The organism is Halorhabdus sp. CBA1104, from assembly GCF_009690625.1.
Classification (GTDB): Archaea; Halobacteriota; Halobacteria; order Halobacteriales; family Haloarculaceae; genus Halorhabdus.
Genome location: NZ_CP033878.1, coordinates 1,372,789 through 1,387,966 on the forward strand (window position 1 = coordinate 1,372,789; position 15,178 = coordinate 1,387,966).

General features: G+C 64.8%; 16 protein-coding genes. 10 read left to right on the forward strand and 6 right to left on the reverse strand.

Annotated elements, in window-relative coordinates; translation table 11 throughout:
* Positions 1 to 60 precede the first annotated feature (60 nt).
* Both Hrd1104_RS06930 and Hrd1104_RS06935 read left to right on the forward strand, forming a co-directional pair.
* Positions 61 to 429, forward strand: coding sequence for a universal stress protein (locus tag Hrd1104_RS06930; RefSeq protein WP_154552062.1), 369 nt, complete (start codon positions 61 to 63; stop codon positions 427 to 429).
* Complete coding sequence (locus Hrd1104_RS06935) at positions 426 to 923, forward strand: GNAT family N-acetyltransferase (RefSeq protein WP_154552063.1); 498 nt, start codon at positions 426 to 428, stop codon at positions 921 to 923. Before Hrd1104_RS06930 ends, Hrd1104_RS06935 begins: the two co-directional genes overlap by 4 nt.
* Positions 924 to 949: 26 nt before the next feature.
* Here the strand turns inward: Hrd1104_RS06935 and Hrd1104_RS06940 are convergent, their stop codons facing one another.
* Together Hrd1104_RS06940 and Hrd1104_RS06945 are read right to left on the reverse strand one after the other, a co-directional pair.
* The gene (locus tag Hrd1104_RS06940) at positions 950 to 1,381 is read right to left on the reverse strand and encodes a hypothetical protein (RefSeq protein WP_154552064.1); all 432 of its coding nucleotides are present in this window, start codon (positions 1,379 to 1,381) and stop codon (positions 950 to 952) included.
* Positions 1,382 to 1,634: 253 nt separating this feature from the next.
* Positions 1,635 to 1,961, reverse strand: a complete 327-nt coding sequence (locus Hrd1104_RS06945) for a ferredoxin family protein (protein WP_154552065.1) — start codon at positions 1,959 to 1,961, stop codon at positions 1,635 to 1,637.
* 134 nt (positions 1,962 to 2,095) lie between these two features.
* Here Hrd1104_RS06945 and Hrd1104_RS06950 point away from each other — a divergent pair, with 134 nt between their 5' ends.
* Entirely contained in the window at positions 2,096 to 2,401 is a 306-nt protein-coding gene (locus Hrd1104_RS06950; RefSeq protein WP_154552066.1) for a hypothetical protein, read from the forward strand.
* Here Hrd1104_RS06950 and Hrd1104_RS06955 read toward each other — a convergent pair.
* Positions 2,395 to 3,900 (reverse strand): Hvo_1808 family surface protein, encoded by a 1,506-nt coding sequence (locus tag Hrd1104_RS06955; protein WP_154552067.1) that lies wholly within the window; start codon positions 3,898 to 3,900, stop codon positions 2,395 to 2,397. The two genes, Hrd1104_RS06950 and Hrd1104_RS06955, sit on opposite strands and share 7 nt — an antisense overlap.
* Before the next feature lie 71 nt (positions 3,901 to 3,971).
* Complete coding sequence (locus Hrd1104_RS06960) at positions 3,972 to 4,634, reverse strand: 2,5-diamino-6-(ribosylamino)-4(3H)-pyrimidinone 5'-phosphate reductase (protein WP_154552068.1); 663 nt, start codon at positions 4,632 to 4,634, stop codon at positions 3,972 to 3,974.
* 108 nt (positions 4,635 to 4,742) lie between these two features.
* Here Hrd1104_RS06960 and Hrd1104_RS06965 point away from each other — a divergent pair, with 108 nt between their 5' ends.
* The 4 genes from Hrd1104_RS06965 (at position 4,743) to Hrd1104_RS06975 (ending at position 8,426) form a co-directional block, all read left to right on the forward strand.
* Entirely contained in the window at positions 4,743 to 6,017 is a 1,275-nt protein-coding gene (locus tag Hrd1104_RS06965) for a Single-stranded DNA binding protein (protein ID WP_154552069.1), read from the forward strand.
* Positions 6,014 to 7,312, forward strand: a complete 1,299-nt coding sequence (locus Hrd1104_RS06970) for an RPA family protein (RefSeq protein ID WP_370454770.1) — start codon at positions 6,014 to 6,016, stop codon at positions 7,310 to 7,312. Before Hrd1104_RS06965 ends, Hrd1104_RS06970 begins: the two co-directional genes overlap by 4 nt.
* Before the next feature lie 125 nt (positions 7,313 to 7,437).
* Complete coding sequence (locus Hrd1104_RS13570) at positions 7,438 to 7,671, forward strand: hypothetical protein (RefSeq protein ID WP_370454771.1); 234 nt, start codon at positions 7,438 to 7,440, stop codon at positions 7,669 to 7,671.
* Complete coding sequence (locus tag Hrd1104_RS06975) at positions 7,671 to 8,426, forward strand: metallophosphoesterase (protein WP_154552070.1); 756 nt, start codon at positions 7,671 to 7,673, stop codon at positions 8,424 to 8,426. Before Hrd1104_RS13570 ends, Hrd1104_RS06975 begins: the two co-directional genes overlap by 1 nt.
* A gap of 35 nt (positions 8,427 to 8,461) precedes the next feature.
* Here the strand turns inward: Hrd1104_RS06975 and Hrd1104_RS06980 are convergent, their stop codons facing one another.
* Complete coding sequence (locus tag Hrd1104_RS06980) at positions 8,462 to 9,010, reverse strand: hypothetical protein (protein ID WP_154552071.1); 549 nt, start codon at positions 9,008 to 9,010, stop codon at positions 8,462 to 8,464.
* 509 nt (positions 9,011 to 9,519) lie between these two features.
* Between Hrd1104_RS06980 and Hrd1104_RS06985 the strand changes: the two genes are divergently transcribed.
* A complete protein-coding gene (locus Hrd1104_RS06985) occupies positions 9,520 to 9,936 on the forward strand; it encodes a universal stress protein (RefSeq protein ID WP_154552072.1) in 417 nt (138 codons plus the stop codon).
* Between the two features lie 15 nt (positions 9,937 to 9,951).
* On the opposite strand, the gene Hrd1104_RS06990 is transcribed toward Hrd1104_RS06985, so the two are convergent.
* A complete protein-coding gene (locus tag Hrd1104_RS06990; protein WP_154552073.1) occupies positions 9,952 to 10,722 on the reverse strand; it encodes a creatininase family protein in 771 nt (256 codons plus the stop codon).
* Between the two features lie 250 nt (positions 10,723 to 10,972).
* On the opposite strand from Hrd1104_RS06990, the gene Hrd1104_RS06995 reads away from it, so the two are divergent.
* Both Hrd1104_RS06995 and Hrd1104_RS07000 read left to right on the forward strand, forming a co-directional pair.
* Complete coding sequence (locus Hrd1104_RS06995) at positions 10,973 to 12,193, forward strand: FAD-dependent oxidoreductase (RefSeq protein ID WP_154552074.1); 1,221 nt, start codon at positions 10,973 to 10,975, stop codon at positions 12,191 to 12,193.
* A 163-nt stretch (positions 12,194 to 12,356) separates the two neighbouring features.
* Positions 12,357 to 15,176: a DEAD/DEAH box helicase gene (locus Hrd1104_RS07000; RefSeq protein ID WP_154552075.1), complete on the forward strand. Its 2,820-nt coding sequence runs from the start codon at positions 12,357 to 12,359 to the stop codon at positions 15,174 to 15,176.
* Positions 15,177 to 15,178: the final 2 nt, after the last annotated feature.

Here is a 15,178-nt window from a genome sequence, read left to right on the forward strand (position 1 = left end):
GGAGTCGATGATCCTTCCGCGAGGCTAAGTATTTTGAGCCATGGATGTGGATTATCGATCATGCAGGTCTTGGTGGGGGTTGGCGGCACAGAACGTTCGTTTGGGGCCTTAGAGGGAGCCCTCGAGCGTGCCAGGCAGGCCGGCGACGAAGTAGCAGTGGCAGTTTTCGACGATCCATCGGCTACACTGACAAGAGAGCAAGTACGGGATCGGATTTCGACAATTCTCGAAGAGTACGACCGGGATGTAAAACTGCAGGACATCGACGGCGATCCGGGATCACAATTAGTACAGGTCGCCGAGAACGGCGAGTTCGACCAACTCGTGTTGGGGGACGGCAACCGGACGCCGATGGGCAAGATACAGCTAGACAGCATCGCCCAATTCGTCCTGTTTAACTCCCACGTCACCGTCAAACTCGTTCGATGACTGACCGCTCGCCCTGGACACCGCCGCCGCGGTCGTTCGCCGACGAGGCTGGCCGGTCGATCCGTATCGAACGCGGGATCGACGACCGGGCGGCCCTCGTTGGAATGTACGAATCCTACGCGCCACACCACCGCGCCCAGGGACTGCCGCCAGTGGGCCAGGCGCGGATCGAAGAGTGGCTCGACACCGTCTCCGAGGGACTGAACGTCGTCGCCTGGCACGGCGATCGCGCTGTGGGGCACTCGGCGTTGCTCGGCGGCGCGGACGATCACGAGTTGATGATCTTCGTTCACCAGAACTACCGGCTGTCGGGCACCGGCTCACGACTCATCAGGTCGCTTCTGGCCTACGGGTACGCACAAGGTGTCGAAACGGTGTGGCTGTGTGTCCGGCCGAGCAATACGATTGCCGTCTCGCTGTATGAATCGGTCGGCTTCGAGCGGGCTGAGGAACGCGGGAGCGACCTCGAAATGACGCTCGCACTGCAAGAGTAACGGCACGACCCACCATGGCAACTGGGTCACTGGCAATCCGACCGTCCATTGTCACCGACTACTACACCGGAGTGGTCCTGCATGGCTTCGACCGTTGGGTCGGGGACGCCCGTCAATCGAACGGCGAGTTCCCGAAGAGACTCCGTCTCGGCACGGACCTCGACAGCCTCGGCGACAGAGATATCGACATTCGTGTAGACGCCGTAACATGCTGCATACAACTCCAGCCACTCGGCGAGCGTCCGCTCTAAGGCACGGGAGACGTCTGCCGAAAGCGGCGGTTCGTGCGCTCCCATCGTAGCTTCCTGGTACAGTGCCACGGCCGGTCCGACGCCGTCCCGGAGATAGTCACGAGCGCGGTCGCGGTCCGGTGGCTCCGTCGGGGGCAGAAAACTCCCTCTCGCCCGTCGCGCTCGTTCGGCGAGTGCCTGCACGCGGACGCGGTAGGCGGACGACATCGACTCACCGGGCTCCGGAGCACGTTGCTGCCTGTGGCCGCCGGCCGGACGCGGGCTTCACGGAGTCGCTGCTGGCAGTGACGATCGGTCGTCCCAGCGCGGCCAGGCGCAGGGCCACCCAGACGGATGCGATCGCAGTCGGCAGCCATATGTTTCCAGGCATCATAGCTATCTATCGGGATACACGAATCCTACATATTATTCCGTGACGAATACCCGCCGGGATTTCCGGAATCGGCACTGCGACCCGGGATTACCCGTCGTGGCGAGTCGGATCGACGTCGATCGCATCGACCGGACAGACGTCGACACAGAGCATGCAGTCGATACATTGGGACTCACGGGCCGGGTCAGCTTTGCGGTCGCTGACGGAGTGACCGGGCGTCTCAACCCACTCGAAGACGTCGACGGGGCAGTCTTCCAGACACGCGCCGTCGGCCAGACAGATGTCGAAGTCGACGGCGACGTGGGTCCCGTGAATCCCCAGCGATTCGGGTTTTTCGACAGGCCCCCAGACGTCGTGGCCGTCGTGGTCGTCGACAACCTCACGCGTTGACTCGAAATCGGGATCGATGGGCACTGTAGGTCAGCCTCCGACGTGGGAGGGCTTAAAACTACGTTAGCGGGCGGTGATCCCCGGTTTCGTTTCCGGGGAACGGCGATAACTCGACAGTCGTCCAACAGAGGGATAAGGACCCTCGGCGAAAGCCGACCATGGCAGCCAAAGACCTCGAAACGACGACCGTAACGGTATCGACAGACGACGCAAGCGACGACATGGAAGTCCCACTCGCGCTGATCGAGCTATTGACCGAGGGCGAGGAAGACGTCCCGACCGTCGTCGCGGACATCGCGATGTTCGGCCTCGCCCAGCGCGTGCACACGGCCGTCCATCACAGCCAGGGCGACCCGAGCGCGGACATCGACGCGGACATCGAGGACATCGAGGCCGCGACCGACGAGCGCTTCGAGGAGCGCTTTGGTTCGAGTTTCGAAGAGCTGCTCGACCACAGTCACTGATCGACGCGCCGTACTCGGGTAATCACCGCGATCACGAGGAGTGACGCTATTCCTGGCGCCGACCCGAAGCCGGGACCGCTCGTGGTCGTCACCCCCGTTTTCGAAGGTGTCGTTGCTCCTCCCTCGGAGACGATCGGCTCGAAGGACTGGTCTATCTCTGGTAGCGCTGCCTTCTCCGGGGCGTTGAGTACTGTTACGTTCGATCCATCGGTGACGACGGCGAAGGCGTCGGCGTACGGGCCACTCGGGATAACGTAGCGATCGGCACCGACGCGCGTGGCGTCGTAACTTGCGAGTACGCGTCGATAGGCAGTCCCAAACTCGCGAGCGTCGCTTTCCGTGTCCCAGGTCGTCTCCCAGACGTAGCCGGCGTGGCTACCGTTCGTGTACGCACGAAGTGTGTCGTTTTCCCAGCCGTCGGCGGGCACACTCGCGTACCCGCCCGAAAACGAGGCGTTCGGGACCGGCATCGCCACGTCTCGCGTCCGGTTTTGCTGTTCGAAGAGGAGGCGGATGCCGACCGCACCGATCCGCTGATCCGTCCCCGTCGGCTGCCAGGCCGGGCCCGATCGATCCTCGGACTCGATCGACGCGGTAGACTCGACGTTGCGCTCGGGGTGAATTACAGACTTCATCGTCCGGGGCGGGGACTGGTGGGTCTCCGAAACGGCGTCCCAGCCACCACGATCCCGTAGGGCCTGGACGTAGGTCGCGCCCGCCTGGTAAGGCACGCCCATCAGCCGGGCGATCGCGGGCGTGATATCCCCTGCTGGCGGTGCCAGACCACCGGTCAGACAGTCCCACTCGCCGCTGGCACACTGGCGCCGATAGCGACCATCGACGAGTGAGGCCTCCCCCTCGACGAGTCCGTCTTTGGCGAGTTCCCCGTCCAACGTCGTCCGCTGGTAGCGCGGGGCCGAGAGATCGAAGTGCTGGTCTTGGAGGACGTGGACGAGTTCGTGAGCGAGGACGTACTCCGAGACCTTCGGGCGGTCGGGATCGGAGGTTACGAGCACGACGTGATCGACGCCCTCTTCGGCCGCCATCCCGCCGACGCTGGCCAGAATCGTCCCGCGGACGGCTCGTCTGGCGTCTGTGTCTTCGCCGACGACGAACAGCGCTTCCCAGGTTGGATTGTCACCTCGAAGCTGGGTCACGTTGCGATCGACGTACCGTTCGACACCATCCCGCGAGACGAATTCCATAGACGTGTTCGCGGTGAACTCCAGGCCACGGAGGTGTTCGACGCGGGCCATCGTGCGGGCGAGGACGTGCTCGCGTTCGGCCGGTGTGAGCCCGTCTGTCTGGTCGATGTCGATCGTCTCGTTGTACCAGTAGCCGTGCTCCCAGCCGATCACGTCGCTCTCGGGATCGGCCGGTGCGGTGTCGTTGTTCGGGCCGTCCTGGGCCACGGCGGGGCCGGCGACGATCGTGCCAGCACCGACGAGGACGACAGCAATCACGCCAAGCGCGACCGAAGCGGAGACCAGGCGCGTCATTATCGAGTGGCTGTCGGCAAGCACCTAAAGCCGTTCTGCCTGCGACCGGTCCGGAAACCCGTCGACCGCGTTCACACGACAGCCCACTCCAACAGGACGCCGTCGTCGAGCCGATCGACTGCCTGGAGTTCGAGGTCGGGAAAGTCCGTGAGGAACCCGTCCCCATCAGCCAGCGTGGGTGCGCCCCGGCCGCCGATGATCTGTGGGCCGACGAACACGGACAGTTCGTCGACGAGACTGGCCTCGAACAGCGAAAAGATGAGTTCACCCCCGCCTTCGACCATGAGTCGTTCGATCCCGTGGGCTTCCAACTCGGCCAGGGCCGCCTCGAGGTCTACCCGCCCCTCGCCGGCGACGATCACCGTCGCGCCCGTCGCTTCGAGACGGTCGATTGCGTCCGCGGATGCGGCCTCGCTGACGAGCACGACGGTCTCGGCGTCGTCGTCGAGAATCGCTGCGTCAGGCGGCGTTCGACCGCGGGAGTCGGCCACGACGCGGGCCGGTTGGGGCGTGTCGCCACGCCCACGGCGTGAGGGGATCTGTTCCTCGTCGTCGACTGTCAGCGATGGATCGTCGGCGAGGACGGTCCCGACCCCGACCATGACGGCGTCGCTGTCGGCCCGGACCTGATCGACGCGATCGAAGTCCGCCGGGCCGCTGATGGCGACCTGTTCGCGCTCGCGGGTCGAGAGCTTGCCGTCTACACTCGTTGCCGCGTTGACGACGACGTGCATCGTCCGTGTTTCTCTCGCCCCCCGAAAACGACTTTCGGCTCCCCCAAGCGGTGACGAACAAGCGGACCGAGGACTGTCTTTTTATTCGCGCCGGTCGAATCGATGGGCATGGACGTCGAAGACAAAGCCGAGGAACTCGCCTCCGACCTCGGTGTCACCAAAGAGGAGGTCAAAGACGACCTGGAGAACCTCGTCTCCTACAGCGTTCCCCTGGACGAAGCGGTCCAGAGTGTGCGACGCAAGTACGGCGACGGGGGAAACGACGGAGCGGAATCAATCCCGCAAAAAGATATCGTCGAAATCACCACCGACGACGACAGCGTGAGCGTGACTGGTGTGGTGCTGACGGCCGGCACACGCTCGATCCGGTATCAGGGTTCGGATCACGTCATCCACGAAGGTGAATTCGCCGACGAGACGGGCAAGATATCCTATACAGCCTGGGAAGACTTCGGGATCGAGCCCGGCGACGTGGTGACGATCGAGAACGCGGGCATCCGCGAGTGGGAGGGGAAGCCGGAACTCAATCTCGGCGAGCGGACGACGATCGCCCTCAGCGACGAGTCGATCGACGTGCCCTCTCAGGTCGGTGGCGATCGCGCACTCGCCGACCTCGCCCCCGGCGATCGTGGCGTCAACGTCGATATCCAGGTGCTTGAAGTCGAACAGAAGCACATCGACGGCCGCGACGGGGAGACGGAGATCCTCAGCGGTGTGTTCGGCGACGAGTCGGGACGGCTCCCCTTTACCGACTGGGACCCCCACGATTCGATCGAAACCGGCGCTGCAGTCCGGATCGAGGACGCCTTCGTCCGGGAGTTCCGCGGTGCGCCATCGGTGAACGTCTCGGAGTTCTCGACGGTCACGCCCCTCGACCGGCCGGTCGAGGTGACCGACGACGCCCCACAGTTGTCGATACGGGAAGCCGTCGATAGCGGCGGCCAGTTCGACGTCGCAGTCGTCGGCACTGCCATTGCGGTCCGTGACGGCTCGGGGCTGATCGAGCGCTGTCCGGAGTGTGGCCGCGTCGTCCAGAACGGCCAGTGCCGGAGTCACGGTGGCGTCGAGGGCGAGGACGACCTGCGGACGAAAGCCATCATCGACGACGGCACGGGGACTGTCACGGCGGTTCTGGACGAGGAGCTAACCGCCGAGATCTACGGCGGTGACTTGGACGATGCTCGCGAACACGCTCGAGACGCCATGGACAAAGAGGTCGTCACAGACGCGATCCGTGAGGCGATCGTCGGCCAGGAATTCCGTGTTCGCGGTTCGTTGAGTGTCGACGACTACGGGGCAACGCTGAACGCGAGCACCTTCGAATCGAGCGCTGACGATGCCGCCAATCGTGCCCGCGATCTGCTCGCGGAGGTGGGCCGATGAGCGCCGACGAAGACGGCGACGACGGGAGTCCAGGACGACGGGAAGTCGCTTACCGCGTTTTCGCCGGGGAGTTCGACGACGCCGACTTCGGTTACTCCGAGAGCGACGAGGAACGCGCCCCGAACTACGTGATCACGCCGACCGGTGGGCGTGTCAATCGGCTGTTCGCCGTCGGTGTGTTGACGGAGGTTCAGCCCGCCGGCGAGGACGTGCTCCGGGCGCGGATCGCCGACCCGACGGGCACGTTCGTCGTCTACGCTGGCCAGTACCAGCCCGACGCCCAGGCGTTTCTGGAACGCGCCGAGCCGCCGGCCTACGTCGCTGTCACCGGAAAGGCCCGGACGTTCCAGCCAGACGACAGTGAGGTCGTCTACACCTCGATCCGACCCGAGAGCCTCAACGAGGTCGACGAGGGGACGCGTGATCGCTGGACGGTCCAGACCGCCCGCCAAACCCTAGAGCGTGTCGGAACGATGGCGACAGCGATGCAACTGGACGCCGAGGGAGACACACTCGCCGCGACCCTGGGCGAACGAGGCGTTCCGGGCGGACTGGCCGCAGGCATCCCCCTCGCGATCGACCATTACGGGACGACGCCGGGCTACCTCGGGGCCGTGCGGGAGCTGGCGCTGTCGGCCGCCGAACTCGTCGCGGGCGAGCGCGAGGAAGTCAAAGAGCTGGCGATCGCGCCAGATGAGGGTGGCGAGGCCGACCTCGCGGCGCTGGCCGAGACGGCAGCCCTCGAAGATCCAAAAGCGAGTGATACAGCTGTCGGTGACACGACGGAGACAACCGAGACAACGGACACCAAGGCGACACCCGAGGCGAGCGAAGCAACGACCGAGGCGGTCGACGAACCTACGAGCGAACCGGCTGCAAAGACGAGCGAAGTGACCACAGAGACAAGCGAGACCACCGAGGCGACTACGACACCGGACGAGATAGTCGACTCGGCCACAGAACCGAACGAGACGGTCGCCAAGCCGGACGATTCGGCGGAGACAACTACCCCCGAGCAGTCGACGACACTCGGGGAGACCGAGACGACCGCGGCTGAGGGGAGACGGCCGCGACCGAGGCCGGTGACGAGTCGGGAGAGACCACGACGGACGAGGGCTCGACGGTCGCGACAGACGACGAATCGGCGGGACTGGGCGACTTCGACGGCGAGTTCGAACTCGACGACGAGGAGCGCGAAGAGATCAAAACCGAGTTCGGCACGGAGTTTACCGCGGGGACAGACGTCGAGGAGCCCGGCGAGGCCGACATCGAGACGCCGGATCCAGAGGACCTAGCCGAACAGGAGGGCGCCGAGACCGACGAGCATGCAGCGACGGCAACGACGACAGCAGAGCCAAGCGAAGCCGCCACGTCAGGCGTACCTACCGATACCGCTAGGGGAGACTCAGCCGGGCAAGGAATGCCTGGCGCCGACGAGGACGACGATGACACAGCAGAGCTCGACCTCGAAGATGCTGTCATGGACGCGATGACTGAACTGGACGACGGCGATGGGGCCAACCGGGAGGCCGTGATCGATCACGTTGTCGACAGTGAAGGCGTCCCCGAGTCGGCCGTCGAAGATGCCATTCAGGACGCACTGATGAACGGGCAGTGTTACGAGCCCGGCGAGGGCACGCTGAAGCCAATCTGATGGTTGTCGAGCCGGTTCCCGACGCGCCCGCCGCAGTCGCCGACGTGCCCGAAGGACGAGCCCTGTTGCTCGCGGACGTCCACGCCGGGATCGAGGCTGGTCTCCGCCGGGACGGCGTCGAAGTGCCGTCACAGGCCGATACCCGCCGCGAGACGATCGAGGCGTTACTGGACCGGACAGTGCCGGATCGGGTCGTACTTCTGGGAGACCTCGGTCACACTATCGGCAGCCCCGACCGCCCGGAGCGTGCGGAGATAACGGGGATCGTCGAGACAATTACCGATCGGGTTCCACTGACGCTCACGAAGGGCAATCACGACGGCGAGATCGAATCGGTGCTGGCCGATCGGGACGGTGTGACGATCACCGGCGGGGACGGCACTCGGCTGGGCGAGGTCGGCTTCGTGCACGGACACACCTGGCCGGCACCGGACGTCCTCAGGGCTAAAACGGTCTGTATCGGCCACGAGCATCCGGTCGTGAGACTGGAAGACGACGTCGGCGGGACGCGCAAAGAGCGCGTGTGGCTGCGGGGCACGCTCGATTCAGTCCCCTTCGAGTCCCACTACGGCGAGGACTGTCCGACGATCGACGGCGAACTCGTCGTCTGCCCAGCGTTCAACGATCTCTCGGGAGGCACCTGGAGTAACGTCGCCGGGCAGTCGTTTCTCTCGCCGTTCCTGCCTGCGGGGCTCGCCGACGGTGACGCGTATCTCCTCGATGGAACGCGGCTGGGCCCCTACCAGAGCGTGTAAGCCGAGTGCGATGCAATCCGGGCCTCGAGGGCCGATCACACCGTCGAAGACGGGTTCGGGCCGTACACTTCGACGTAGAAGCCAGCGCCGACGTTGACGATGCGGAACTGCTCGGTTGCCGGAACGTACTTGCTCATGCGCTCTTTTTGCTCACCCTGTGGCCCGGAAACGGTTTGTTGTGATTCCCAGGAAGTCCCGACTTGCTCGTGAATTTCGTAGGACCCATCGGTCAACAGAGCGCTGTCAGTCCGGGACAGTATCCAGTACGTTTCCTCGGGGACGACCGAGTAGGTCTTGTAGCTACCACAGCCACCGTATGCGAACCACTCGGCTGCGCCCGGCCCCGTCGCCGACTTGGACTCGCCCGAGGCCGGTTGGCAAGCGTCGTCTGCTGCGTCGGTCGCAACTGGGAAAAGCTGTGCCTCGGGACGGTCAGATTGGTCCCCACCATCGCCGTCGGAAAACATCCCACTGACACTGCTACAACCAGCGAGAAGGGCACTCCCACCCACAGCGACCCCGCCGAGGACGGCGCGTCTCGAAACGCTCTCCCCATCCATTTGTGAATCGACACGTTCGGTCATAGCTGAATGCTCAGCCCACCTAAGTAAATATCCATTGATGTATTTCGGACAGCGACAGGTTCCGGGATACCCCAAACATGGCGGGGAACTGACCAGACGATCGATATCTGAATCGGCATCGGAATCAGGTCGATCGGGCATCGTAAGTGCGGGTCGATCAGCGACGATCAAACGACCAACACGAAGATGCCACTCACGACGACGAGATCCAGGCCAGTCGTGACGAGGGTGCCAAGCCGGTCGTCGCAGTCGAGGAGACGAGCGCGACGACGAACCCCGTGAACGGAATGGCTCGTTCCAGGCCGAGGATCCGGCTCAGGACGGAGGCCACGAAGCCAAGCCCCTGGCGAAGACGCCCAGCAGCCAGACGAGCTGCGGGCTGAGGCCCTAAAGAGCGTCGTTCGAGCAACACGGGGTACCGGCAGGGCGACAAAGATGAGCCTGAACTGTCGAGAGCGGGTAGCGCCCGTCGAATCGAGATTTATAGTCCCTCGCCTTCGAGTTATCGTATGGCAGTACTGGTGCCGTACGATAGTTCAGAGCCGGCCAGAGACGCCCTCGAAGAAGCAGTCAGCGAGTACGGTGACGAGCGGATCGTTCTCCTTCGCGTGATCGAAGTCGCCGACGATACCTTCGAGGCCGGGTTCAATCTCATCCGGGACAGCCTCGAAGACGACCCGGAAGAACTCGCGGCAGACGTTGCCGACGAGGTACTGTCGGTCCTCGAAGCGACGGACGGCGACTACGTTGTCGAGACGACCGCCGGGAAACCCGCCAGGGAGATCGTCCGCTACGCCGAGGACCACGATATCGATCGGATCGTCATGGGCAGTCACGGCCGGGACGGCGTCTCGCGGATCCTGCTTGGCAGTGTCGCCGAAAAGATCGTCCGTCGCTCGCCGGTCTCGGTCACCGTCGTGCGCTGATCGGGCCGTCGTGGCTCAGGGGTGTGTTTTCGGCATGAGGTCGGGGAAGTCCTGCTCGGCAAGCCACTCGGCCAGCGCGACGAGTTCACCGCTGGCAGCATCGAACAGTTCTGCACCGATCTCGGCGGTGGCATCCGTCTGGTCGCCAAAGACACCGTTTGCACTGTTGTCGATCGAGTCGTAGAACGTTCGTGAGCCGTGGACGCGACCGATTCTCTCGCCGACCTCGACGAGCCCACCGTCGCGTGCGTCTTCCAGCCGATCCTCGTGGACGAGTTCGGGGTGGAGATGCTGGATGAGTGCCGTTTCTTTCGGGCCACCGTGGGGGCCGTTGTGTTCGAAGGCCTCGTCGATCCGTTCCGGAATACTCTCGTCCCACATCCACTCGATGGCGTAGGCGATCTCGTCGTTGCGAAGCCGACGACCCACTTCGCGAAGGTGCGTGACGTTCCCGCCGTGGGCGTTGACGTAGATCACGCGGTCGATGCCGTGCTGAGTCAGACTCCGGGTAATGGTCTCGACGTACTCCCGGAACGCCGACGGGTCGGCCGAGACCGTCCCGGGGAACTGCAGGTGATGATCGGAGACGCCGATCTTGATCGTCGGCGTGCAGAGAAAGCCGGTCCGATCGGCGGCCTCGCGGGCGAACGCTTCGGCGATGAGATGATCCGTTCCTTCAGGGAGATGTGGACCGTGCTGCTCGGTCGAGCCCAGCGGCACCAGCGCCAGCGATTCCGACTCGAAGTACGATTCGAGGTCCGGCCAGGCCTCGTCTGGCAGGTACATGCTCCAGTCTCGGGGATGCGTACCCATGAACGTGTCCCACGCTGTCGAGTGACCGGCGGGTCGTTCAGATAGGCGGCGTAGTGAGGCCAAGCGACTGTATCCGCAGCCACGGTCGGCCGACGAGTACGTAAGGCGATTGCAGCGGGGCCAGAGAGACAGTCTGGCAGCTGTAAGTCCCAGAGCGCCCAAACCAAAGACGGGGTCTCTTGAGCGGCGCTAGTCATATAAGCACACAAACCAACAGAAAATGATGATAGAATCGACCACGGTACTCGTCGTCGGGGGTGGAGCGACCGGCACAGGCATCGCGCGGGACCTCTCGCTTCGAGGTGTCGACGTGACGCTCGTCGACCGGGACGGTCTCTCCAGTGGGACTTCGGGACGCTCACACGGACTCCTCCACAGCGGCGCACGGTACGCCGAGTCCGATCGGGTCGGTGCCGAGGAGTGTATCGAGGAGAACACCGTGCTCCGTTCGATCGCCGGTGAGTGCATCCGGGACACCGGTGGGCTGTTCGTCCAACTCGAGGAAGACGATCCGGAGTACTTCGAGGAGAAACGCGCGGCCTGTGAGGCTATCGGGATCGAGACGGCGTTGCTCGATGCCGATGAGGCCCGGGAACGCGTGCCCGATCTCACACCGGACGTCGAGCGGGCAATGTGGGTCCCCGACGGCGCGATCTATCCCTCGCGGCTCGGGGCAGCCAACGCCGCTGATGCCGAAGAACACGGTGGGACGATCTACCCGCACGCGCCGCTGGAAGCGGTGAGTGTCGTCGACGGCCGGATAACCGAAGCGACACTCGGCGGCACGGTCGAGCGGACGATCGAACCGGAACACGTCGTCAACGCGGCTGGTGCGTGGGCCGGACAGGTGGCTGCACTCGCGGGCGTCGAAGTCACCATGGCTCCGTCCCGGGGCGTGATGGTGTCTGTGGCCTACGACGAACTGGACCCAGTGTTGAACCGCTGTCGGGACCCCGCCGACGGCGACATCGTCGTCCCCCACGCTGATGAGGCAGTGCTCGGGACGACGAGTGTCCCGGTCTCGGACCCCGACGACTACGAGAAAGCCGCCTGGGAAGTCGAGACGTCGATCGAAGAGTGTGCGAAGCTGTTGCCGCCGGTCGCCGACGCACCGACCGTGCGCGAGTGGTGGGGCGTCAGGCCACTGTATGCCCCCGACGAAGCCGAGGGAGACCGCCGCGGGATCTCGCGGGGCTACTTCGTGCTAGATCACACCGATGACGGGGTTGAGAACGTCACCAGCATCGTGGGCGGAAAGCTGACGACCTACCGGCAGATGGCCGAGACGACCGCCGATCACGTCTGTGAGAGCCTCGGCGTCGATGCCGACTGCGAGACCGCGACACGCAAGCTGCCTGGCGCAGACGACGCCGACCGACTGGACGAGCTGGTCGACCGCTACGACGGACAGGGACCGACCGACAAGGATGTCGTCGCGCAATGAAGGCGGCTGCTCGCAGAACTCCGGGAAGGTAGTGCGTTCGATGCCGGTGCTGTCGGCCCCGCGACCGATCGTCGTGCTGTGGGGCGACCACGGAACGGCCATGGTGTCTGTTTTCACCCCTCCCCCGATGCGTTTAATCGGCTGAAACCGCTATACGTAGCCGATGAGCGAGGGCGAGGCCGCGTTCACCCACCTCGGCGAGGCCGTCCGGGAGGCGCTCTCTGCACGGGGATTCACGACGCCGACCGAGCCACAGCGCCGCGCGATTCCGCCCCTGGCGGCCGGCGAGGACGCGCTGGTGATCGCCCCGACCGGGAGTGGCAAGACCGAGACCGCGATGTTGCCGGTCTTCGACGCACTCGCGGCGGATCCACCCGAAGGGATCGGCGCACTGTACGTGACACCGCTGCGCGCACTGAATCGCGACATGCGCGATCGCTTAGAGTGGTGGGGCGAGACCCTTGAGATAGAAGTCGACATCCGTCACGGCGACACCTCCGACTACCGCCGCCAACAGCAAGCCGAGAATCCACCGGACGTGCTCGTGACGACCCCCGAGACGCTGCAGGCAATCCTCACGGGGGAGAAACTCCGGCTCGCGCTCGAATCCGTCGGCCACGTCGTCATCGACGAGGTGCACGAACTTGCCGCCGCAAAACGCGGGGCGCAGTTGGCAATCGGCCTCGAACGCCTCCGGGAACTGGCTGGCCCGTTCCAGCGGATCGGCCTCTCGGCGACGGTCGGTGATCCCGAGGAAGTCGGCCGGTTTCTCACCGGCGATCGGGGCTGTGAGATCGTCGAGGTAGGGGCCGGGAGTACCCTCGAAATCGACGTCGTCCAGCCGACCGTCAAAGACGGCGACGAGGAGATCGCCGGCCAACTCGTCACCGACCCCGACGTCGCGAGTCACGTCCGGACGATCGACGAACTGATCGCAACCCACGACTCGACGCTGGTGTTCGTCAACACGCGACAGACTGCCGAGGCGCTGGGATCGCGACTCAAGGAGTACGGCACCGACCTGGGTATCCACCACGGCTCGCTCGCGACTGACGCCCGCGTCGAGGTCGAAGACCAGTTCAAGGCCGGCGAGTTGGACGGGCTGCTCTGTACCTCCTCGATGGAGCTGGGCATCGACGTGGGCCGGGTCGATCACGTCGTCCAGTACAACAGCCCCCGACAGGTCTCCCGCCTGCTCCAGCGGGTGGGACGGGCGGGCCACCGCCGGGATCGAACCTCGAAGGGGACGGTCGTCACGACTGGCCCGGACGAGACCTTCGAGGCGCTGGCGATCGCCCGCCAGGCCCAGGCCGGCGAGGTCGAACCCGCCCAGATCCACCACGGGAGCCGCGATACGGTCGCCAACCAGATCGCCGGGATCGTCATGGATCTCGGGGAGGTCGACGCCAGACGCGCCTACGAGATCGTCACGCGGGCCTACCCCTTCGCCGACATTTCCGAACCGGTGTTCCGGGAGATCGTCCGCGAACTCGCGGAGAATCGGGTCGTCTGGCTCGAAGCGGACGACGACGAACTCTCGAAACGACGGGGCACCTGGCAGTACTTCTATCACAACCTCTCGATGATCCCCGACGAGGCGACCTACGACGTCGAAGACGGAGCCAGCGGCAAGCAAGTCGGGACGCTTGACGAACGGTTCGTCGTCAACTTCGCCGCGCCGGGAGAAGTGTTCGTCCAGCGCGGCGAGATGTGGCGCATCACCGAGATCGACGAGGAGGAAGACGTCGTCAACGTCACGCCCATCGAGGATCCCGCCGGCGAGGTCCCCGCATGGACCGGCCAGGAGATCCCCGTCCCCTACGATGTCGCCCAGGAAGTCGCCGAAATCCGGACGGTCGCGGCCGAGCAACTCCGGGCCGGCGGCGATCGGGCGTCGGTAGCGCGCCACCTCGCCGGGCGATACGACGCCGACAGCGAGACCCTCGAAGCCGCCCTCAAGCAAGTCGACGATCACGAAGGGCCGGTGCCGGGACCAAACCGAATCGTCGTCGAGTTCGAGGGCCGAGACGTCGTGGTCAACGCACCATTCGGCCACAAGGTCAACGAGACGCTGGGGCGGCTACTGTCGGCACTCCTGGGCCAGCGGACGGGATCGTCCGTCGGCCTCGACGTCGATCCCTCTCGGATCAGCCTGGAAGTGCCCCGGAACGTCACCGCCGGCGATGCGGTCGACATTCTGGAATCGACTGCGCCCGAACACGTCGAGGGGTTGATCGAACTCAGCCTGAAGAACGCCGACGCCCTGAAGTTCCGGCTCGCACAGGTCGCGGCGAAGTTCGGCTCGCTCAAACGCTGGCGCGGACGGGGCAGCCAGCGGTTCGGTCGCGACCGCCTGCTCGATGCCCTCGAAGACACACCGATGTACGACGAGGCCCTCCGGGAGTTGATCCACGAGAAACTCGCGATCGAGCGGACGGGTGACGTCCTCGCCGCGATCCAGAAAGGCGATATCGACGTCGAGACCGTCGGCGGCCGAACGGCGATCGGGCTGGGCGGTCGCTCGGGTGGCACCGAACTGCTCGCCCCCGAGAACGCCGACGCCAGCGTCATCGAGACCCTGAAAGACCGCATCCAGGACGATCGCGTGATCCTCTTTTGTGTCCACTGTGAGTCCTATCGGCGGACCAAACCCGTCAAACGCGTCCGCGACCAACCGCACTGTCCGGAGTGTGACTCGACACGGATCGCCGCACTCAATCCCTGGGACGAGGAGACCATCGCGGCGGTGCGGGCAACGGACAAGGACGACGAACAGGAAAAGCGGACCAAACGCGGCTATCAGGCGGCCGATCTGGTCCAGAGCCACGGCAAACAGGCGGTGATCGCCCTGGCCGGACGCGGCGTCGGGCCGACCAACGCCGCCCGCATCATCAACAAACTCCGGGAAAACGAGGCCGAATTCTACCGGGATATTCTCGAACGCGAGCGCGAGTACGCCCGAACGCGGTCGTTCTGGGAGTGAGT

What these genes read in the sequence shown, in the direction of transcription:
- Hrd1104_RS06930 (WP_154552062.1), top strand. Translation starts at nt 61, where the DNA reads ATGCAGGTCTTGGTGGGGGTTGGCGGCACAGAACGTTCGTTTGGGGCC.
- Hrd1104_RS06935 (WP_154552063.1), top strand. Translation starts at nt 426, where the DNA reads ATGACTGACCGCTCGCCCTGGACACCGCCGCCGCGGTCGTTCGCCGAC.
- Hrd1104_RS06940 (WP_154552064.1), bottom strand. Translation starts at nt 1,381, where the DNA reads ATGTCGTCCGCCTACCGCGTCCGCGTGCAGGCACTCGCCGAACGAGCG.
- Hrd1104_RS06950 (WP_154552066.1), top strand. Translation starts at nt 2,096, where the DNA reads ATGGCAGCCAAAGACCTCGAAACGACGACCGTAACGGTATCGACAGAC.
- Hrd1104_RS06955 (WP_154552067.1), bottom strand. Translation starts at nt 3,900, where the DNA reads ATGACGCGCCTGGTCTCCGCTTCGGTCGCGCTTGGCGTGATTGCTGTC.
- Hrd1104_RS06960 (WP_154552068.1), bottom strand. Translation starts at nt 4,634, where the DNA reads ATGCACGTCGTCGTCAACGCGGCAACGAGTGTAGACGGCAAGCTCTCG.
- Hrd1104_RS06965 (WP_154552069.1), top strand. Translation starts at nt 4,743, where the DNA reads ATGGACGTCGAAGACAAAGCCGAGGAACTCGCCTCCGACCTCGGTGTC.
- Hrd1104_RS06970 (WP_370454770.1), top strand. Translation starts at nt 6,014, where the DNA reads ATGAGCGCCGACGAAGACGGCGACGACGGGAGTCCAGGACGACGGGAA.
- Hrd1104_RS13570 (WP_370454771.1), top strand. Translation starts at nt 7,438, where the DNA reads ATGCCTGGCGCCGACGAGGACGACGATGACACAGCAGAGCTCGACCTC.
- Hrd1104_RS06975 (WP_154552070.1), top strand. Translation starts at nt 7,671, where the DNA reads ATGGTTGTCGAGCCGGTTCCCGACGCGCCCGCCGCAGTCGCCGACGTG.
- Hrd1104_RS06980 (WP_154552071.1), bottom strand. Translation starts at nt 9,010, where the DNA reads ATGACCGAACGTGTCGATTCACAAATGGATGGGGAGAGCGTTTCGAGA.
- Hrd1104_RS06985 (WP_154552072.1), top strand. Translation starts at nt 9,520, where the DNA reads ATGGCAGTACTGGTGCCGTACGATAGTTCAGAGCCGGCCAGAGACGCC.
- Hrd1104_RS06990 (WP_154552073.1), bottom strand. Translation starts at nt 10,722, where the DNA reads ATGTACCTGCCAGACGAGGCCTGGCCGGACCTCGAATCGTACTTCGAG.
- Hrd1104_RS06995 (WP_154552074.1), top strand. Translation starts at nt 10,973, where the DNA reads ATGATAGAATCGACCACGGTACTCGTCGTCGGGGGTGGAGCGACCGGC.
- Hrd1104_RS07000 (WP_154552075.1), top strand. Translation starts at nt 12,357, where the DNA reads ATGAGCGAGGGCGAGGCCGCGTTCACCCACCTCGGCGAGGCCGTCCGG.